We start from the raw sequence: 19,373 nt of genomic DNA, 5'->3' as shown, positions 1-19,373 counted from the left end.
CGTCGGCGACCTTGCGGACGGCCGGAAATCCGTTTCATCGATTGCATGCGCCCCATAGGATCTCCGCTGATCTAGGGAGATGACACGGTGGATGATTTCCAGCAGTTCGTGACGGACGTGACTACCCGCCTGTCCGCGATGTCCAAGGGCGAGCTGTACGTCGTCGGCGACGGCCTTGACCGGGACTCACTCTGGCTCACCTTTCTCGATTCCTTCCCCGCCGGCACCAATCTCCGGTTCCGTGAGCGGTCCGAGTACGACTGCTCGACCTGCCGCGGGTTCATCAAGAACTTCGGCAACGTCGTCGAGATCCACGACGGGCGGGTGCGCACCGTCTGGTCCGGTGTGTCGGCATCCGATCCGGTCTTCTCCGTCGTCGCCGCCGCGATGGACGAGTTCGTCCGCTCGCTGCCGCTGTCCAGCGTCTTCCGGTCCGCTGAGGCGCAGTACGGGACGAAGACCACCCGGGCGCTGCGCGACGGCCAGGTCGAGGTGTGGCACCACCTGCACGGCCGGGTGGAGAAGCGGCACCGCACCAAGGACGTCGGCGCGGCCCGGGGGGCCTTCGACGCCGCGGTGCAGGTGTTCCAGCGCGGCCTGGCCGAGCTGAGCCAGCATGCGCTGGACACCGTCGTCGACCTCATCGACGACAACGCTCTCTACCGCGGCACGGAGCACCGCCGGGCGGTGACCGAGTTCCGGTCGCTGCAGAACCGGTGGACGCAGGCGGCCGATGGGCGGGCCTTCGTCTTCGCCAACGCCATGAACCCGGCGGCCCGGTTCCGCAACACGGTCATCGGCACCCTCGTCCAGGATCTCTCCGCGGGCGTCGACCTGGAGCAGGCGGTCCGGTCGTTCGAGGTGAAGGTCGCACCGCAGAATTACCAGCGCCCCACCGCGTTGATCACCCCGGCCATGGTCAAGGCCGCCATGAAGACCATCGACGAGCTGGGCATCGAGGAGTCCCTGCAGCGGCGGTTCGCCCGGCTGTCCGACGTGTCGGTCACCAATGTGCTGTGGGTCGACAACGACACGCAGGCGCGGATGAAGGACGGCATCGAAGGGCTGCTCATGCAGGCGGCCACGACCAGCTCCGCAGGTGCGCGCCTTCGCGACGCGAAGCCCGAGGAGATGCCCGTGGTCACCTTCATGAAAGACATCCTGCCCGGCGCCGCGGCCATCGACCTGTGGGTCGCCAACAGCCACGAACCGCACTTCGTCAGCCTCACCACCGGCCGGAACCCGGCCGCCCCGCGGCTGTTCACCTGGGACAACGACTTCGCCTGGTCCTACCGCGGCAACGTCACCGACTCGATCAAGGAGAAGGTCAAGCGGGCGGGTGGCAACGTCACCGGCAAGCTGCGGGTGAGCCTGTCGTGGTCCAACCACGACGACCTCGACCTGCACGTCTTCGAACCCAACGGGGACCACATCTGGTACCGGGAGAAGCGCAACAAGCTGGACGTCGACATGAACGCGGGCGGGGCCTTCTCACGCGAGCCGGTGGAGAACGTCACCTGGACCGGCCACATCCCCGACGGCGAGTACCGGATCGAGGTGAACCAGTACCACAAGCGGGAGAGCACCCACGTCGGCTTCGTGATCGAGACCGAGAGCAACGGGAAGATCGAGCACTACAGCCACGAGCGGGCGGTCGGCCACAAGGAGACCGTCGAGGTGGGCCGGATGACGGTCGTCGACGAAGTGATCGCGGCTTTCCGGCCGGGTAAGGACATCAAGCAGGGCAGCACCGGCAAGGACGTCTGGGGCATCACCACCGAACAGTTCGTGCCGGTGTCCACGGTCATGTACTCGCCGAACCACTTCGACGAGAGCGAGGTCGGCAACCGCCACTACTTCTTCATCCTGAAAGGGTGCGTGAACGACCAGCCGGCCCGGGGGATCTACAACGAGTTCCTCCGCGGCGACCTGCAACCGCACCGCAAGGTGTTCGAGGTCCTCGGCGACCGCACCAAGTGCGAGCCGTCCCCGGATCAGCTGTCCGGTCTCGGTTTCAGCTCCACGCTGCGCAACTCTGTGATCGCGAAGGTGACCATGTCCGGCGGTCGGCGCCACCTCATCAGCATCCAGTTCTGATTTCCTGTCCAGACCTCCGGGAGGCCACCATGACCATTTTCGAGAAAGCCACGCGGGAGAAGTTCCGCTACCCGTCGGCCAAGGGCCTGCTGACCACGGAGCAGCTGTGGGAGCTTCCGCTGACCGCCAAGTCCGGCTTCAGCCTCGACGATGTGGCCAAGGCCGTCAACGCCGAGCTCAAAGCCGTCGACACCGAGTCTTTCGTGGCCACCGAGGCAAATCCGGCCAAGGCGGCCCTGGAGACCAAGCTGGAGGTCGTCAAGCACGTCATCGCCTACCGCCTCGCGGAGGACCAGGCGGCGAAGGCGGCGGCAGCCAAGAAGCTGGAGAAGGAGAAGCTGATCGCAGTCCTCGGGCGCAAGCAGGACGCGGTGCTGGAGAACCTGACCGAGGCGGAGCTGGTCGCCCGAATCAACAACCTGTAGCCCGCCGACGACCAACGTCTACCGGCGGGCAGCGCTTCGCCGAGAAGTACGCCGTCCGGCAGGTCTTGCCTGACCAAGGCACGGCTACTTCTCGGCGAAATCGTCGTTCCACGGCCCCTCCGGCAGGAGGGCCGTCGGTACTCCGGCCGCCGGCCGCGCCGTCCTGGTCAGTTCACGCTCACGATGACCTTGCCGAGGGCGTGTCCCTCGCCCACCCAGGCCAGTGCCTGGGGCACCTCGTCGAGGGTGAAGGTGCGGTCGATGCGGATGCTGAGGTCGCCCGCTGTGCAGAACTCGGCGACCGGCTCGAAATGCGTCGGCCCTTCCTTGACGGCGAGCACGCCCAGCCGCCGGTGCGTGAGCCGACCGATCGCCGCGCCGACCGTCAGTACCCGCAGCAGCGCTCGCACCGATCCGCCGACGCACCGGTAGCGGCCACCGGGGGCCAGCGCCCGGCGGTACGCGAACACCGACCGGTGCGCGACCAGGTCGAGGATGAGATCGTAAGGTCCGCTGCGGGTGAAGTCTTCGCTGCGGTAGTCGACCACCCTGTCCGCGCCGACCGACCGCATGAAGTCGAGCTTGTCCGCGTTGTCGACGCCGGTCACCTCAGCGCCGAGCCGCTTGGCCAGCTGGATAGCGAACGAGCCCGAGCCCCCGCCGGCACCGTTGATCAGGACCCGCTGCCCGGCCACGGCCCCGGCGGTGCCCTGCAGTGCGATGACGCCTGCCTGCGGAATCGCCGACGCCTCGGCGAAGCTCAACGCCGAGGGCTTGTGGGCCAGCGCCGCCTCGGGGGCGATCGCGTACTCGGCGAAGCCGCCCTTGAGCATGAGGTTGTCGCCGTACACCTCGTCACCGGGCCGGAACCGGGTGACATTCGGGCCGACCGCGTCGACCCGGCCGGCGATGTCCGAACCGAGTATCCGGCGTGCGGGGACGCGCAGTCCACCGATGCGCGAATACAGCGGTGAGCCTCGCAGGGTCTCCCAGTCGCTGAGGTTGACCGAGGTCGCCGCGACCTTGACGAGCACCTGGCCCGTGCCCGGAGTCGGCTTCGGAGTGTTCTCGATCCGCAGCACGTCCGGCGGGCCGTAACGGTCGTAGACAACCGCTCGCATCGACATGCCCAATCCTTTCAGTACCCGGCGAACTCCCGTCATCATTAGCACCCCGATACAAGCACTCGACCTCACGGTCACCGCTGCGATGACGCCTGCCGCCGTCCTGTCGGGGGTGGGTGGGAAGGTGACGCCCGTCCGCCCGCATCCGACGTAGCGAGGAACGCGTGTCCCAGACCTCCCCCAGCGCAGCGGCGTACGGCGGCTTCGACGCCGCCTGGTGCGCCACCGACCTCGGCGACTTCCGCCCATGCGCCAGCACGTACGAGCGGTATCCGATCGACAGCGTCCCGCCGTTGGAGCCCGGCCGGTTCACCGGCGCGTTCGACTGGTTCGGCGAGCTGGGCGATCCGGTCGACGAGCAGGTCAAGCTGCTTGACGAGGTGTCCGCCGAGCTCGCCGGGCTGGGCCTGGCGCTACCCGCCGACTTCGTCGCGTTCCAGACCCGCGGCGGCGGTCACCAGGCGCTGGACGAGGTGTCGGTGACGGCCTGCTGGACCGACATCTCCCGGCCGCTGCCCAGCCCGCTGCGTGACGGGGCGTGGCTGGTGCGTTTCCTGCGCGACCAGCAGGACTGCGTGATCTGGTACCTCTACCTGCGGCCGACGGGTGAGGCGTTCGTCGTCTTCTCCTACTACGAGTACGAGGAGCTGTATGCCGACCGCGACTCCGGTGAACCTGACGAGCGCCTGATCGCCTTCCTGGAGGATGCGGACCGTCAGCGCGCGGCCCTCGTCTGGTGCGCGGCCTCGTTCGAGGAGTTCGCGTTCCGGTTCTGGATCGAGAACCAGATCTGGAACCGCTCCGGCGACGACCTGGAGGAGTTCGACGGCCAGGAGCGCGCCTACCTCGAGCACTACCGCCCGGCTGCCTGAGGCGGGCGCGACCGGTCTGCCGACCGCGCGTCAGCGGATGTGAGGTTCGGCCCGCAGGTGGTCGGGGACCGCGATGCCGGCGCCCAGCTCGGGGTCGGCCACGAGCGGGCCCCAGGCCGGAGCCACGGGTCGCACCCCGGCCCACACCCGCAGGTCGCCGTCGGGGCCGTCGGCGTCGGTCGGCGGCCCGGTGCGGATCTTCACCGAGGCCTCCACGGTGGACAGCGCCAGCAGTGCGGTCGCCGCCAGCTCCTTGCGGCTGGGCTGGCGCACGTAGTCCCACTGGCCGGGGGTGATGTGCTCGGTGAGCACGCGCAGCCCGGCGAGCTTCTCCGCGTCGTCGGTGACCGGGCGCGGCACGCCGTAGAGCATGGCGCTGCGGTAGTTGACGCCGTGCTCGAAGACGGATCGGGCCAGGACCAGGCCGTCGACGTGGGTCACGGTCAGGCAGACCGTGGTTTCCGGCCCCGCGAGCATGCTGCGGCTGGCGACGGAGCCGTGGAAGTAGACGACGTCGCCGGCCGGGTCCAGGCCGAACACGGTCGGCAGGACCATGGGTACGCCGTCGACGGTGACGCCGAGGTGGGCGACGAAGCCCTGCCGCAGGATGGCGAGCAGGTCCTCCCGGTCGTGGCTGCCCTGCTCGCGCAGCCGCCGATGCCGGGTGCGCTCGGTCTCGACGATGTCCATGAGCGGGTACGGTATCGAATCCGGGTGACCGCCTGCCATGACCACCCGGCGTGTCCGAGGTAACGAACCACTTGCATTGATCGATGATCGTGCGGGAGACTGCCAAGGTCCTTGAACACGGGAGGAAGGACAGGCATGTCCGCGCGCGAGCCGTTCGACCTCGCCGGAGTGGGGCTAGGCCCCTTCAACCTCTCGTTGGCGGCGCTCGCCGACAGCGTTCCCGGACTGCGCACCGTCTTCTTCGAGCGGCAGCCCGAGTTCCGCTGGCATCCCGGACTGCTGCTCGGCGGCACCACCCTGCAGGTGCCGTTCCTCGCCGACCTGGTGAGCCTGGTCGACCCGACGAACCCGTGGTCGTTCCTCAACTACCTGCGCACGATCGGGCGGCTGTTCCCGTTCTACTTCGCCGAGCAGTGGCACCCCTACCGGGCGGAGTTCGACGCGTACTGCCGCTGGGCCGCCTCGGAGCTGGACGCGTGCCGCTTCGGCAGCACCGTCACCGCCGTCGTACACGACGGTGAACTCTTCCAGCTCACCGTCGAGCACGGCGGCACCGTCGAGACGGTCGCGGCACGTAACGTCGTCCTCGGCATCGGCACCGAACCCGTCGTGCCGCCGGCCCTGGCGCACCTGCTCGCCGACGACCGGATCACCGCCGTGCACTCGGCCGACTACCTGCCCCACCGGGACGAGCTCACCGCCGCCGGCCGGGTCAGCGTCATCGGCTCCGGCCAGTCCGGCGCCGAGGTCTTCCTCGACCTGCTGCGCGCCCGGCCCACCGGCAGCGAGGGGCTGCACTGGCTCGCCCGCACCGAGGCGTTCACGCCGATGGAGTACTCGCAGCTGGGCCTGGAGCAGTTCGCCCCCGAGTACTCCCGCTACTTCCAGCGGCTGCCCGAGACCACCCGCGACGCGCTCCTGGCCCGGCAATGGCGGCTGTACAAGGGCATCAGCAGCGAGACGATCGCACTGGTCTACGACGAGCTGTACCAGCACGGCATCGGCCGCGGCTGGCCCGACGTGCTGCTCCGCCCGGGCACGGAGGTGACCGGCGCCGACATCGGCGCCGACGGCGTGCTCCTGCGGCTGCGCGACGTCCTCACCGGGGAACCGGACACGCTCACCACCGACGCGGTCGTCCTGGCCACCGGGTACACCGAGCGCCCCGCCGACGCGCTGCTGCGCGGGCTCGCCGACCGGCTCGTCCGCGACCGCGCCGGCCGTGCCCGCGTCGACGAGCAGTTCCGCCTCGTGCTCGACGACGACCTGGGCGGCGCCGTCTACGTCCAGAACGCCGAGCGGCACACCCACGGCGCCAGCGCCCCCGACCTGGGACTAGGCGCGTGGCGGTCGGCCACCATCCTCAACAGCGTCACCGGCAAGAACGTCTTCGACCTGTCGGAGCGGTCCGCGTTCACCACGTTCGGCAGGGGAGGCAGGCGTCATGTTGATCCGGCGCATGGACGACACGCAGCTGTCTGACGCGTACGGCATCCGGTACCAGCAGCTCTACCCGCACGGCGGCGAGGAGCTGGCCCCGTGGGGCGTCGGCCGGGCGGTGGTGGAGCCGGGCGGCAGCACCGAGCCGCACGAGCACACCGAGAACGAGGTCTTCGTCTTCCTGTCCGGCACCGGCACGATGACCATCGGCGACGAGTCCTGCCCCGTCGACGCGAGCACGTCGGTGCTGATCCCGGCTGGGAGCCGGCACCACGTCGCCAACACCTCCGCCACCGAGCGGCTGGTCTTCCTGTCCGTCTACTGGCCCGCCGAACACGGCCCGATCGACCTCTGAGAGAGCTGAGCATGCGATCGCTGACGGCCGTGACGGCCGCCCCGCCCACCCCCAACGGCGACCTGCACCTGGGCCACGTCAGCGGCCCCTACCTGGGTGCCGACGTGTACGCCCGCGCGGCCCGGCTGCGCGGCGGCGAGGCGTACTACGTGACCGGATCGGACCTGCACCAGAGCTACGTGCCGGCGAAAGCACGCCGCGAGGGCGTCGACCCGCTGGTCATGGCCGAAGGGTACGCCGACGAGATCGCCGAGATCTTTACCAGTGCCGCGTTCGCCACCGCCGCGGTGGTCCGCCCGCAGCACACCCCCGAGCACACCCGGATCGTGACGGAGTTCTTCGCCCGCCTCGACGAACGCGGTGCCCTGCGCGAGGTGACCGAACCGCTGCCGCACTGCGCGACCTGCGACCGCTACCTCTTCGAGGCGCACCTCACCGGCCGGTGCCCGCACTGCGGCGTCGCCTGCGACGGCAACTCCTGCGAGAACTGCGCGCTGCCCAACAACGTGAGCGACCTGGTCGACGCCGTCTGCAACGTGTGCAAGTCCGTTCCGACGACCCGGCTCGGCACCCGCCTGGTCCTGCCCCTGGCGGAGTACGCCGACCGGCTGCGCGCCTACCACGCGAGCACCGTCATGAGCCCGCAGCTGGAGGCGCTCTGCGCCGACATGCTCGCCGCCGGGCTGCCCGACATCCCGGTCACCCACCCCACCGACTGGGGCCTGCCCATGCCCGGCCACCCCGGCCAGCGCATCTACGTCTGGGGCGAGATGGTCCCGGGCTACTTCGCCGAGCTGGCACAGGCCACGACCACGGCGGACTGGCGCTCGGCCTGGGACCGGGCCGAGGTGGTGCAGTTCTTCGGCTTCGACAACGGATACTTCCACGCCGTGCTCTTCCCGGCCCTGATGATGGCCTACGACCCGGGGCTGAAGCTGCCGTCCGCGCTGCTGACCAACGAGTTCTACCTGCTCGGCGACACCAAGTTCTCCACCAGCCGCCGCCACGCCATCTGGGCGACCGACCTGCTGGCGCAGGTGCCCGGCAGCGTCGTGCGGTTCGTGCTCTCCCACGACCGGCCCGAGGTCGCCCGCACCTCGTTCGGCTGGGACAGGTTCCACGCCCTCGCCGACGGCGAACTGGCCGAGAACTGGCAGGGGTGGCTGTCGGCGCTGTTCGAACGGGTCACCGCCGCGGGCGGCCGGGTGCCGTCCTTCGCCGCCGCGACCCGGAGCCAGCACGAGTTCCTGCTGCGTCTGGACACCGTGGCGCAGGACATCCTCTCGGCGTACGACGCGGCGGGGTTCTCCACCCGACGTGCCGCCCGGGGGCTGGTGCGCCTGGTCGCCGAGGCTGTCGACTTCGCCGCCGCACAGAGCCGCCGCACGACCCAGCTCGGGCTCAGCGCCGAGGCGACCGGATCGGCCGGACTGGCCGTCGCGGCGGCGGCCGTCGCGGCGGAGCTCGCGGCGGCACGGACGCTCGCGCAGGTCGCGTACCCGCTGATGCCGGAGTTCGCGCAGCGGCTGTGGACGGCGCTCGGCGAAGCCGGAGCACCCCGCTGGATCGGCACCGACCCGCCGCCCGCCGGGCAGGAAGTCGACACGACGGCCGTGTTCTTCACCCGCCTGCCCGGCGACCTCGAACAGACGGTGATGAAGTCCTGACCGGTGACCGCGCTCTGATCATCGGCGCCGGTGTCTTCGGACTCAGCCTCGCCGCCGAACTCGCGGGCCGGGGCTGGACGGTCCGCGTAGTCGAACGCGACCGCACCGGCACCCGGTCGCCGTCCTACGCCGACACCCGCATCCTGCGCTGCGCGCACGGCACCGACACCTGGTACGCCGCCTCCGCCGACGAGGCCCGCGCGCACTGGCGGCAGCTGGAGGCGGAGACACGAAGCCGCCTCTTCCAGCCGGTCGGCGTCGTGTCGTTCGGCACCGAGGCGTGGCTCGCCGACACCGTTCGCACCCTGCGCGAGCTCGATGTCGCCGCGCGGCCGCTGGACGGAGCCGAGCTGCGGACCCGCTACCCCGCCCTCGCCGGGCTCGGCGGCCCCGCGCTGGCCGAACCCGATGCGGGAGTCCTGCTGGCCGCGCGGGCGATGGCGGCCCTGCGCGCCCGCGCCGCCGCCCGGGGCGTGCGCTTCCTGCGCGGCACCGCCGCCCCGGCCGGTGCCGCCGTCCGGTGGCGGGGCCGGGAGCTGTCGGCCGACCGGATCGTGTGGGCCGTCGGCCGTGCGCTGCCGGAGCTGTTCCCCGGCCGCACCGACGTCACGCCGGTCGCGCACGACGTGTTCCGGGTCCCGGCGGCCGGACCGTTCACCGCGCCCGGGCAGCCCGCGTGGCTCGACCACGTGCGCGGCTTCTACGGCGTACCCGGCACCGACGGGCGATCCGTCAAGGTGGTGCCCGACCTGGACGCCGCCGACCAGTCGCCGGACCAGGTCACGGAGTACCTGCACCGGCATCTGCCGGTGCTCGGCGGCCGCCGTGTCCGGCGCGAGCCGTGCGGGTACGCCGACCGCCCCGGCGGTGACTTCCTGCTCGACCGCCACCCCGACCACCCCCACGTATGGTTCCTCGGCGGCGACAGCGGGCACGGGTTCAAACACGGCCCCAGCCTCGCCCGGCACGCCGCCGACGCCCTGGCCGGCGCCACGCCGCCACCGCCCCGATTCGCCCTATCCGGCAGGAGTGACCCGTGACAGCCGCCCACGCCCTCGGCAGCGCGTTCCTCATCGACGGACGCAGGTGGACAGTGCAGGCCCGCCTCGACGCGGTGTCGACGACGCAGCGCTGGTCGGAGTACCTGATGGCCGGAGACGGCCAGTACACCTGGCTGGCCGTCGAACTGCTCCCGACGGGGGCGCAGACGGCGCAGTGGCAGCGCTGCGACGCCCGCGAACTGGGCTTCGACCCGGCCGCCCCCGGGATCGGGGGTGTGCCGCTGCGGGAGGTCGAGCGCGACAGCGCCCGATACACCGTGGTCGGCGATCTCGCCGGACAGCTCGGCGCCGACCGGGAGGGCGTGCTCCACTTCGTGGACTACGTCGGCGACGGCATCCGGGCGGCCACCGAATGGTTCAGCGAGGACGGCCCGGTGTGGCTGGGGTACCGCCGCGAACACCACGATCCGGCGGCGATCACCCCGTTGTGAACGGACCTGCGGCCGCAGGAGCGCGTGTGCTCACCTCGGCTGGGCCGTCAGCACTGTCCCGGTTCATCACGCGAGCAGCCGCCGCCAGGTCCGCGCCGTCCGAACTGGTTCGCGCGCCGCGAGCCGGGTCGGCCGTGCTCGCCCGCCGCCGCAGTCGGCGGAGTCATACCGCGTGGGTGAAGCTCGTGATGTTCGAGTGCAGTCGCCAGCCGAGGCCCTCGTAGAGCGCACGTCCTTCCTCTGTCCCATGGAGTACGGCGCTCGCAGCGCCCTGGTCCATGGCTGCGACGGTCAGTGCGTTCATCACCGCTGTGCCCAAGCCGCGGCGCTGATGGGCGGTATCGGTGCCGACGCGGTCCACGACCGCGACACCGTCGACCACGGCGGTGTAACCCGCCGCGACGACCTCCCCGTCGGAATGTACGCGCACGTGGATGACGCCCGCGTCGATCGTCGTGCTGAGGTCGTAGCCGGCGGGCACGCTCGACGGGGCCAACCGCAGCGTGGTCGTCATGATCGGCTCTGGCGGCGTGCTGTGCCAGGCCGGCCCGAGCACGGCCGCTGCCGCGTCCTCGGCGGCGGCGACGATGACCACACCGTGCGGAGCGGTCGCGTCGTTCGCCGCGCCGCGCACCGCGTCGAGGTCGTCGCGGAACACCAGGCAGCGGGCGCGGGTCTTCGGCCGGACCTCGTCGATCCGCAGGCCCCAGGGGGTCTCGACGGGTACCGAGTTGCGCCTGACCGCAGCCAGACCCTTTGCCCAGCCGCGGAGTACATCAGTGACTTCATGCGAGATCATCTGCACGAGGGTACTCGTGGGTCGGATGGCCGGTCAGTCCGATTTACGGAGTCCGGCGCCTGGCAACGCTTCGAAAGCTCCGGGGCAGCTGGCACCAGATCGCCGCAGCCTCTCGCGGCTGCCCGGCGGCACACTGCAGCGCTCGTGGCACTGGACCGGGTCGGCCTCGGCCGGCGGGCAGGTTGAGGTGCTCAGCCCGACCTGCGGCGGGGCGAGGGACGACGGCGCTGGGCAGATGGCTGCGGCTCTGGTGCGCACTCACGACGTAGCTAATATCAACCGGTGACTATCGATGACAACGACGGGGGCGCGGTCTACCCGCGCCTCGCGCCTCGCGCGGCGCCCGGCGGGGCGCGAAGGGTCCGGTGCCTGCCACCGGACGGACAGCCCAGCCGGGACACCGGTCCGGCGACCGGGGCGGTCACCTCATGACGGCAGCCCCGGCGACCTGGTGGACGACATTCTTCACTGAGATCTACGTCGATTCCGACATCGAACTGCGCGATGACGCGGTCGCCGACGACATGAGCCGCTGCGTGACAGCCGCGCTGCGGCTCGAACCGGGTGCCCGCCTCCTCGATCTCGCCTGCGGCACCGGCCGCCATGCCGTACGGCTCAGCGCGGCCGGGTTTACCGTCACCGGAGTCGACCTCGTCGAGGAGTACCTCGATCGCGCCCGGCTGCGGGCGCAGGCGGCGCATCAGCCCGCCAGGTTCGTCCAAGCCGACATGCGCGACCTGCGGGCGCTCGAGCCGGGTTCGTTCGACGCGGTCGTCAGCTTGCACACCAGCTTCGGCTTCTTCCCGTCGCACGAGGAGAACGCGGGCGTGCTCCGCGAGATACACCGCGTGCTGGCCCCCGGCGGAAAGGTGCTCATCGACGTGATGAACCGCGACTGGTTCCTCCGTCAGACCGGTGTGGCCTTCGGCGTGGACCAGACCGATTTCGTGATCCGCAACTTCGACTCCTCCACCGGCCGGCTCTACCTGCACGAGGAGCGCTTCGACCCGGCGACGAGCCGCATCCGGTGGGAGATCCGCTCGGTCGGCGACCAGCCGCGAACAGTGGCCGCGGACTACCGGGTCTACAGCGCCCACGAGCTCATGGCGATGCTGGCCGAGTGCGGATTCGCGCCCACGGCCGTCTGGGGCGACTACGACCTGTCGCCGTTCAGCATCCACTCCCCCCACATCATCTGCGTCGCGACGGCCGCAGCAGGAAGGGCATGACACCGCGACCGTCCGCCACGGCAGGTCCCTACGCAGGCAAATGCCACCGACCGGCCTGCCACGGCCGACTTCTCCACGCGAGCTGGAAGCCCACCTCCGCCTGACGCCAGCGGCCCGTGTCCAGCCGGGGACCGGACACGGGCCACCTGGCGTGTGTGAGGTCGGAGGTTTGCCCGGTCACGGTCGGGTTCCTTTCTGGAGGGTGAGGAAGGCGTCGAGGCCGTCGAGGCGACGCTCCCAGAGCCGCTGGTAGAAGCCGATCCAGGTCATCGCTTCGTCGAGTCTTTCGGCGCCCAGGCGGCACTGCCGCGTCCGCCCGACCTTCTCCGTCACCACCAGGCCGACTTCCTGACGGCGACCATGGCCGGTGGCTGGTCTGCACGGCTCTGCGGTGGGCGAGCAGCCCGGTCACCAGGGCGGCGAGGCCGAGCGGGTGAGGAGGCTGAGTTTTGCCCGTACGTCGGGCATCCTGGCTGGGTCGACGGTCTCCAGGATCGCGAGCGCCTCGCGCCACGAGCGGCGGGCGTTCGCGGTCTCGCCGACGGCGGCGTGGGCGTCGCCCAGGTGATCCAGAACCTCGGCCTGGTCGAGGCGGGCGCCGACGGCGCGGAACAACCGGAGGGCACGCTGGTAGTGCGAGATCCCGCGACGGTGAAGGTTGGCGCGGACGAGCGCGTAGCCCAGGCTGTCCCAGGTGTTCGCCTCACCCGCGGGGTTGTCCAGACGGCGGTGCAGCGCCAGCGCGCGTCGGCAGTAGATCTGTGCGGCGACGGTGTCATCGAGCATCGCGTGATACCAGCCGACCAGGTTCAGTGCCTCGGCGACACCGAGTTCGTCGCGCGCGGCGGCGGAGAGGACGAGCGCCTGCTCGGCATGGTGCAGCGACTCTCGGTGGTGATCGCGGGTCTCGTGCAGCCAGGCGATGTGCCGATGTGCCTGCGCCTGTCCCTGGCTGTCATCGACCTCACGGTAGAGCGCGAGAGCTTGATTGAAGTGTCGTAACGCCTCGTCGGGGCGTCCGCCGCACGTTAAGGCGTGCGCGACGGACAGGTAGGCCCGGGCCTCTGCCGGGCGGTCGCCGAGGCGCTGCGCGGCGGCCAGCGCCGTCTGCTGGACGTGGACCTGCTCGTCGTGGAGCCCCTGTCGAAAGAGGTAGGTCTGCACCGCTTGGGCCAGCAGCATGGCGTGTTGGTCGAATCCGAGCACACCGGCGATGCCGACCGCCGTCATCAGCGTGGGCAGTTCGCCGGCGAACCAGGCGAACGCCGCTCCGATCGTCGTGATGGATTCGACCACCGCGCCCGGCCGCGCGACAGGCAGCGGCGGCAGCTGCCGCTGCGGTCGCAGGACGGCCGCTGCCGCCGCCGCGGTGTGGAGGAAGTGGTCGAGGGCCCGATGCGCCGCCTCGACGCGTTCAGCCTCGTCGAGTCGCTCGTGGGACAGCTCCGCGGCGTAGGCGGCCAGCAGGTCGTGCAGGAGATATCGGCCTTCCGCGCGCTCCACCACCAGATGTGCCCGGACAAGCCGGGCCAGCAGCGCCTCCACGCCGTCGGGTGGCAGCCCGGCCAGGCTGGCCGCGGCGGCAACCGTGACCTCCGGTGCCCGCCAGGCTCCGAGCAGGCAGAACAAGCGTGCCGACGCGGTGTCCAGGCCGCCATACGAGTCGGCGAGGACAGCGCGAAGGTCGGTGTCGGCCTCGTCGGCGGTGAGGAGGTCCAACCGCCTGCGGTCGTCCGCGAGCTGACTGGCGAAGGCGGACAGCGGAAAGGAGGGCTGTTGGACAGCGCGCGCTGCCACGATCGCCAGCGCCAGCGGCAGCCGGGCACACCGCTGCGCGATGTTCTCGATGGCTTGTGGCTGCGCGTCGGCCCGCCCGTCGTTCAGCCGCCGGCGGAGGAACTCGTGGCTCTCCTCCTCGCTGAAGGTGCCCAGACCGACCGGATGCGCCCCGTTGCCCGCGATGAGGCCGGTGAGCTGGTCACGGCTGGTCACGATCACCATGGTCGTGGGACTGCCCGGCAGCAGCGGACGTACCTGGGCGACGTCGCGGGCGTTGTCCAACAGGACGAGAAGCCGCCGCCCGGCGAGCGTCATCCGGTAGAGGTCCAGCTGCGCGCCGGTGTCCGCCGGTATCCGCCCGGGCGGTACGCCGAGGGCATCCAGGAGGCGGCGGATCGCATAGGTGGGCTCGACCGCCGACTGTCCCGCCGTGAACCCCAGCAGGTCGATGTAGAGCTGACCGTCGGGGAAGCGCTGCCTGTTGCGGTGTGCCCAGTGCACCGCCAGGGTCGTCTTGCCCACGCCGGGGGCACCGCTGACCAGGCAGATGGGCACCGCGGTCGGTTGCTCGGCCGCCACCGTGGCGAGTAGGGCGTCCAGGCGGGCGAGCGGTTCGGTGCGCCCGGTGAACCCGTACGCGTCCGGTGGAAGCAGCGCCGGGACGGGTCGCCAGGGCGCCGGCGTCGCCGAGAGGCGGTCCTCTCGGTGCGGATGGGGCGTACCGTCGGCGCCTTGCCGGACGACGGGATCCTCGGTGTCCGCTGGCCGCGGCGCCTCCTGCCCGTCACCGACCGCCTGGTGCGGTCCCGGGTGGGCAGGATCCGGCAGTTCGCCGACCATCTCGCGGGCGGCTCGCTGCCAGCGGTCCCGGTCCGGCTCGCTCAACCCCAGCGCGTCCGCCAGCGCACGCACCGTGCTGACTCGGGGCGAGTGCACCCGGCCGGACTCGATCTCACGCAGGTGCCGCACGCTCACACCGGCGCGGGCGGCGAGTTCCTCCTGAGTGAGGAGGGCTCGGGCCCGATGCTCTCGCAGGATCGAACCGAACATGAACCTCCCCGTCCCTCTGCGAGGACCATACGGGAGCGAGACGCCGACCATCCACCGACAAAGCGCCGGTCAGCCGCCTGACCTCCAGAGTATTGACCGGTGCGACAGTTGCTCGATCGCGGCCGCCCGCCGGTCGGGCGTCGCGTCAGTGGTGGGGTGACGGTCCCGGGCGGCGTGCCCAGACGACGGGCATCAGCGCGATGATGTCGAGATGCCCGGGCCGCCCGAACCAGGCCCTGCTCTCCTCGACCTGCTCGGCGGTCAGCCGCCCGGTTGCCACCATCGTGCCGAAGGCCTGCTCGAACGTCGCCCGCATCACCCTCTCCCCCGCTCCACCGTCACCGACCAGCAGCGGATGCACCTCCATCCGGATGTCGGTCAGGCCGCGGGCCGCGAGCAGCGGCGGCAGGCGCCGGCCGAACGTCGGCTCGGTTCCCATCTGCTCGCGGAACACCTCCAGCAGGGCGCTGGTCACCGCTCGCAGTTCCGGGTGCGGGGTCAGCGCCGACACCGTCAGGTCCACTCCGATCACCGCCAGGTGGCCGCCGGGGCGCAGCCACTGCACCAGCCGCCCGACGGCCGCCTCGGGCTCAGGCAGCGTCTCGAGCAGGAAGCGCGCGTGGACGAGGTCGAACGGACCGCCGGGGACCGGGTCAGCTGTCACGTCGTGGTTCAGCACGGTCAGCCGTTCGCCGGGGGTCAGGAAGCGGGTGTCCAGGTCGGTCGCCACGACGGTGGCCGTCTCGGCCAGCCATCCGGCCACCGAGCCCGCCCCGGCGCCGACGTCCGCGCAGAGCCATCCGGGTGCCAGGCCGAGGCGTGTGATCAGTTCCTTGGAGATCGGGTCGCACAGTTCTTCCAGTGCCCGTAGGCGAGCCAGTTCGGTCGGGGTGCCCTTACCGAGGACTCCATCGGCATACTTCACTGTTCGACGATAGGTCCCGGCCGGTCACGAAGACGAGATCATTCACGACGCCGCGATCTTCGGAGGCCGCTCGACGGCAGCTCCCGCCGCCGGGGCTGTAAGCGATCGCTCACGCAAATCCCAGATCGCCGGCGAGGGCGGGCCCGGCAGCGGCGCGGAGCGGAGCGAAATGGACAGGCGAGCCTGCCCCGGCATCGGTATGTTGCCTGGTATGAGCAGGATCGGGTCGGTCAACCTGGCGGTGCCGGAGCGCAACCCGGTCACGGGCGTGGGCCTGACGGGCATCGTCAAGCGTCCGGTCGACCACCTCGTCACCGTGCGGGCGCCGGGGCCGATGACGGCAGGCTCGCACAGCGGCCTGGTCGGCGACCAGATCTTCGACATCGAGCACCACGGCGGCGACGACCGCGCCGTGTACGCCTACGCGCGGGAGGACTACGACTGGTGGCAGGCGCGGCTGTGCCGACGGCTGGCCAACGGGCTGTTCGGTGAGAACCTGACGACCGAAGGCGTCGACGTCAACGGCGCGGTCATCGGCGAGCGGTGGCGGGTCGGTCCGCGGCTGGTGCTGCAGCCGGTGTTCGGCCGTGTCCCGGGCATCACGTTCCAGCGCAGGATGGGTGAGCCCCGCTGGATGAAGACCTTCTCCCGGGCCGTGCGCCCGGGTGCCTACCTGCGGGTGCTGGAACCGGGAGAGGTGTGGGCGGGCGATCCGGTGACGGTGGAGGGCCGGCCGGCGCACGGGGTGACGATCGCCCGAGCCTTCCGCGCGTTCGCCACCGAGCCGCAGCTGCTGCCCGGCCTGGTCGAGGTCGGCGGGCTGCCCGACGACCTGCGTGAGCTGCTCGCACAGCGGCTCGTCCGGTGGCGTGCCAGCCGCGGGCGCCGGGTGAGCGGCCTAACACCTGGTGCCGACACCGTCCCTACCGCCGAACGGGAACTCGGCGTCGACATGCGGCCACCGGGCTCGCCGCCGCTGTAGGCGCGCTTCTCACTTGCCGTAGGTGAGGTAGTCCTGGTCGTCGTCGGGCGGGTTGCCGATGCGGCAGATCCGGCCGTACTTGGCCAGGACGAGGCGGCCGGCGCGGGCGTCGGACTCGTCGTCGAACAGGTGCAGCACGTTGTCGTCGTCCTTGACCCGCCAGCCCTGGCCACCACCCATGTCGTTGACCTGCAGGTTGCCCCGATCGTAGGAGGAGCAGGCGTCGTCCTCACCGGCGATGGTGGTGCGTTTGCCGGACGGGTCGCGCCAGTAGTCGAAGACGTAGGCATTGGCATCCTCGCGCCCGTTGCCGCGGCCGGTGAAGCAGTGGCGCTTATACCGCTGCGCGAGGGCGAGAGCCTGGTCCCCCATGACCTCACCGGGACCGCCGTGCACCCGCGCCACCACCTTCGAACCGTCCATGACCTGGTGGATGCCTGCCTCGTACTGCACGGTCAGGTTGTTCGGGTCGTAGGAGACGCAGTCGGCGGGCGACGGCCAGGACGGCGCCGCCGGCGACGGCCGGGCCGACGAGCGCGCCGGCGACGGGACCGCCGACTCGGGCGCGGCGCTCGGACTGACCACCGTGCCGAAGGTGGGCGCGGCGACCGGATCGCCCTTGTCGGAGCCGCAGCCGGTGCCGGCGGCGAGCACACAGACCGCGATCAGGATCAGGCGAGGGGTACGGCGCATGCGGGCAGCCTAGGCGCGACGGCCCGCGCCTTCAGTCGCCTAACCGTCTCCGCCGGCCAACCGCCGCCCATCCGACACCCACCGCCGCCCCCACACCGCACCAACGGGATGGTCGCCGACAGCTGGGGCAACACCGCCAACGGGGCGCCGTGCCGGCAGTCGGCGTGGAACGGCGGGGTCAACCAGCACTGGCGGCTCAACCCGATGGGCAGCGGCCGCTACCGGATCGTCAACCGCGGCACGAGCACCGCACTCGATGGTACGGGCAGCACCACGGCCGGGTCGGTCTGCGCGCTGTGGGCCCCCAACACCCACACCGACAACCAGCGGACCATCGTGGCAGTCTGACTCCGGCGAACGTGATTCTCAGGGCTGTCGCGTCGACGGCCCCGAGTCAACCACGCGCGGCGAGGGGGAACAGCCCGATCCGGCCGTGGTACTCATGGCCGAGTTGGTCGGTGTCGGACCCGACGACCAGGCCGCTGCCGCTGACCAGGAACGCCCGCAGTCCTTCGCCGCGGGTACGGCCCGGGTTCCAGGGCAGTGCCCGCCCCGTGGCCGGGTCGATCGCGCCGATGCCCTTTCGGTCGACGGCTCCGGCGCCCTTGGTCTTGTTGCCGTACGGGTTGTCCAGCCACTGCAGGTGACCGCCGACGTAGACCGCGGCGTCGGTGACCTCGACGGCGTACAGGGAGTTGCCGCCGGTGTAGTTGATCCAGGTCGGGCGGCGGGTGGCGGGGGCGGTCTCGAACCGGGCGGCGGTGTCGCAGGGCAGCCCGATTCGGGACGAGTGGCCGCTGGTGACGACGACGACGTAGGCGCCGGTGGGGTCGAAGTCAGCGGCCCGCAGGTAGGTGTTGAAGTCGTCGCTGCACGCGTCGGCGCCGTAGAAGTCGGTGCGCCAGCCGTTCAGGGCCGGGGCAGGGCCGGCGAGGTCGAACATGGCCGCCTGCGAGCGTGGTTGGCCGCCGACTCGGGTGAAGGTGCCCAGGGCCAGCATGTGGGTGCCGTCGGCTGAGATGGTCAGGTCCTGGACCTTGACGGGCCGGCCGGCTGGGGCGGTGAGCTCGACGTCGAAGGTCTTGTCGACCGCGCCGGTGGCCACGTCCAGCCGGAGCAGGCCGCGGCTGCCGGTCCGGCCGTCGACGTAGACCCGACCGCCGAGGTACAGCCGGCTGCCGCTGCGGGCCAGCGTGAAGACCTCGCCCTTGACCGGTGCGGCGAATCCGGGGACGACGTCGCCTGTGGCCAGGTCGAGCCGGGTGACCGTACGCTGGGCCGTGTCGTTGATCTTGCCGAAGTCGCCGCCGGCGATCACGGTGCCGGCGGGGCCGGTGGCCAGCGCGTAGACCGGACCGTCGACATCGGGGGCGAAGTCGGACACGGCGCCGTCGGCGAGCCGGAAGGCCATCAGGTTCTTGCGCCGGTAGGTGGTCCTGCCGTCGGCACTGGTGACGGTGTCGAAGTGTCCGCCGACCACGACGGTGTCACCGACCTGGGCCAGGGCCCAGACCTCACCGTCGGTGATGTGCGGGGTCCAGTCGGCCGGGTCGGCACCGACCACCCCCGTCGGCACCGGTACGGCGTACGCCGGCCCGGTCGCCGCCAGCAGCGCGCCGACGGCGGCGAGTACGGCGAGCCGACCTGGGATGTTTCTGCGCATGCTCTGCCAACGATCGGACGTGATCGCCGGTGTCGGCGTCTGGCGCCTTCCCCCGTACGGTGCCGGCTCTCCCGGGTCTCAGGATGCGACG

At 71.1% G+C, this 19,373-nt stretch carries 17 protein-coding genes and 2 pseudogenes; 11 read left to right on the top strand and 8 right to left on the bottom strand.

Annotated features, from left to right (window positions below):
* Window positions 1-87: 87 nt before the first annotated feature.
* Together QEZ54_RS07450 and QEZ54_RS07445 are read left to right on the top strand one after the other, a co-directional pair.
* Window positions 88-2,097: a hypothetical protein gene (locus tag QEZ54_RS07450; protein ID WP_281303735.1), complete on the top strand. Its 2,010-nt coding sequence runs from the start codon at window positions 88-90 to the stop codon at window positions 2,095-2,097.
* A 29-nt stretch (window positions 2,098-2,126) separates the two neighbouring features.
* The gene (locus tag QEZ54_RS07445) at window positions 2,127-2,522 is read left to right on the top strand and encodes a hypothetical protein (protein WP_281303734.1); all 396 of its coding nucleotides are present in this window, start codon (window positions 2,127-2,129) and stop codon (window positions 2,520-2,522) included.
* A gap of 167 nt (window positions 2,523-2,689) precedes the next feature.
* On the opposite strand, the gene QEZ54_RS07440 is transcribed toward QEZ54_RS07445, so the two are convergent.
* The gene (locus QEZ54_RS07440; protein ID WP_281303733.1) at window positions 2,690-3,649 is read right to left on the bottom strand and encodes an NAD(P)-dependent alcohol dehydrogenase; all 960 of its coding nucleotides are present in this window, start codon (window positions 3,647-3,649) and stop codon (window positions 2,690-2,692) included.
* 161 nt (window positions 3,650-3,810) lie between these two features.
* Between QEZ54_RS07440 and QEZ54_RS07435 the strand changes: the two genes are divergently transcribed.
* Window positions 3,811-4,518, top strand: a complete 708-nt coding sequence (locus QEZ54_RS07435; protein WP_281303732.1) for a hypothetical protein — start codon at window positions 3,811-3,813, stop codon at window positions 4,516-4,518.
* A gap of 30 nt (window positions 4,519-4,548) precedes the next feature.
* On the opposite strand, the gene QEZ54_RS07430 is transcribed toward QEZ54_RS07435, so the two are convergent.
* The gene (locus tag QEZ54_RS07430; protein WP_281303731.1) at window positions 4,549-5,208 is read right to left on the bottom strand and encodes a pyridoxamine 5'-phosphate oxidase family protein; all 660 of its coding nucleotides are present in this window, start codon (window positions 5,206-5,208) and stop codon (window positions 4,549-4,551) included.
* Between the two features lie 135 nt (window positions 5,209-5,343).
* Between QEZ54_RS07430 and QEZ54_RS07425 the strand changes: the two genes are divergently transcribed.
* The 5 genes from QEZ54_RS07425 to QEZ54_RS07405 are packed head-to-tail and all read left to right on the top strand — an operon-like array spanning window position 5,344 to window position 10,162.
* Window positions 5,344-6,690 carry a SidA/IucD/PvdA family monooxygenase gene (locus QEZ54_RS07425; RefSeq protein WP_281303730.1) on the top strand — a complete coding sequence of 449 codons (1,347 nt, stop codon included), beginning with the start codon at window positions 5,344-5,346 and terminating at the stop codon, window positions 6,688-6,690.
* On the top strand, window positions 6,668-7,003 hold the full coding sequence (locus tag QEZ54_RS07420; protein WP_281303729.1) for a cupin domain-containing protein: 336 nt from the start codon (window positions 6,668-6,670) through the stop codon (window positions 7,001-7,003). Before QEZ54_RS07425 ends, QEZ54_RS07420 begins: the two co-directional genes overlap by 23 nt.
* An 11-nt stretch (window positions 7,004-7,014) precedes the next feature.
* Window positions 7,015-8,670: a class I tRNA ligase family protein gene (locus QEZ54_RS07415; protein WP_281303728.1), complete on the top strand. Its 1,656-nt coding sequence runs from the start codon at window positions 7,015-7,017 to the stop codon at window positions 8,668-8,670.
* Window positions 8,565-9,710 carry an FAD-dependent oxidoreductase gene (locus QEZ54_RS07410; protein WP_281303925.1) on the top strand — a complete coding sequence of 382 codons (1,146 nt, stop codon included), beginning with the start codon at window positions 8,565-8,567 and terminating at the stop codon, window positions 9,708-9,710. The genes QEZ54_RS07415 and QEZ54_RS07410 overlap by 106 nt, the downstream gene beginning before the upstream one ends.
* Entirely contained in the window at window positions 9,707-10,162 is a 456-nt protein-coding gene (locus tag QEZ54_RS07405) for a DUF4178 domain-containing protein (protein ID WP_281303727.1), read from the top strand. The genes QEZ54_RS07410 and QEZ54_RS07405 overlap by 4 nt, the downstream gene beginning before the upstream one ends.
* Window positions 10,163-10,325: 163 nt before the next feature.
* On the opposite strand, the gene QEZ54_RS07400 is transcribed toward QEZ54_RS07405, so the two are convergent.
* Window positions 10,326-10,961: a GNAT family N-acetyltransferase gene (locus tag QEZ54_RS07400; protein ID WP_281303726.1), complete on the bottom strand. Its 636-nt coding sequence runs from the start codon at window positions 10,959-10,961 to the stop codon at window positions 10,326-10,328.
* Between the two features lie 428 nt (window positions 10,962-11,389).
* On the opposite strand from QEZ54_RS07400, the gene QEZ54_RS07395 reads away from it, so the two are divergent.
* Entirely contained in the window at window positions 11,390-12,190 is an 801-nt protein-coding gene (locus QEZ54_RS07395; RefSeq protein WP_281303725.1) for a methyltransferase domain-containing protein, read from the top strand.
* A 177-nt stretch (window positions 12,191-12,367) separates the two neighbouring features.
* Here the strand turns inward: QEZ54_RS07395 and QEZ54_RS07390 are convergent.
* The 3 genes and pseudogenes from QEZ54_RS07390 to QEZ54_RS07380 all read right to left on the bottom strand — a co-directional run.
* A pseudogene (locus QEZ54_RS07390) lies at window positions 12,368-12,541 on the bottom strand (transcriptional regulator); the annotation flags it as partial.
* 57 nt (window positions 12,542-12,598) lie between these two features.
* On the bottom strand, window positions 12,599-15,019 hold the full coding sequence (locus QEZ54_RS07385) for a tetratricopeptide repeat protein (protein WP_281303723.1): 2,421 nt from the start codon (window positions 15,017-15,019) through the stop codon (window positions 12,599-12,601).
* Between the two features lie 145 nt (window positions 15,020-15,164).
* Window positions 15,165-15,944, bottom strand: coding sequence for a class I SAM-dependent methyltransferase (locus QEZ54_RS07380; protein WP_281303722.1), 780 nt, complete (start codon window positions 15,942-15,944; stop codon window positions 15,165-15,167).
* A gap of 211 nt (window positions 15,945-16,155) precedes the next feature.
* On the opposite strand from QEZ54_RS07380, the pseudogene QEZ54_RS07375 reads away from it, so the two are divergent.
* A pseudogene (locus QEZ54_RS07375) lies at window positions 16,156-16,800 on the top strand (MOSC domain-containing protein); the annotation flags it as partial.
* Between the two features lie 135 nt (window positions 16,801-16,935).
* On the opposite strand, the gene QEZ54_RS07370 reads toward QEZ54_RS07375, so the two are convergent.
* Window positions 16,936-17,619: a hypothetical protein gene (locus tag QEZ54_RS07370; protein WP_281303721.1), complete on the bottom strand. Its 684-nt coding sequence runs from the start codon at window positions 17,617-17,619 to the stop codon at window positions 16,936-16,938.
* A gap of 108 nt (window positions 17,620-17,727) precedes the next feature.
* On the opposite strand from QEZ54_RS07370, the gene QEZ54_RS07365 reads away from it, so the two are divergent.
* On the top strand, window positions 17,728-17,967 hold the full coding sequence (locus tag QEZ54_RS07365) for an RICIN domain-containing protein (protein ID WP_281303720.1): 240 nt from the start codon (window positions 17,728-17,730) through the stop codon (window positions 17,965-17,967).
* 46 nt (window positions 17,968-18,013) lie between these two features.
* Here QEZ54_RS07365 and QEZ54_RS07360 read toward each other — a convergent pair whose 3' ends face one another.
* Complete coding sequence (locus QEZ54_RS07360; protein ID WP_281303719.1) at window positions 18,014-19,282, bottom strand: PKD domain containing protein; 1,269 nt, start codon at window positions 19,280-19,282, stop codon at window positions 18,014-18,016.
* Window positions 19,283-19,373: the final 91 nt, after the last annotated feature.

Source organism: Catellatospora sp. KI3 (genome assembly GCF_029948125.1).
GTDB lineage: Bacteria > Actinomycetota > Actinomycetes > Mycobacteriales > Micromonosporaceae > Catellatospora.
The sequence above is the reverse complement of the archived record's forward strand: the minus strand, read 5'-3'. Positions and strand labels throughout refer to the sequence as shown.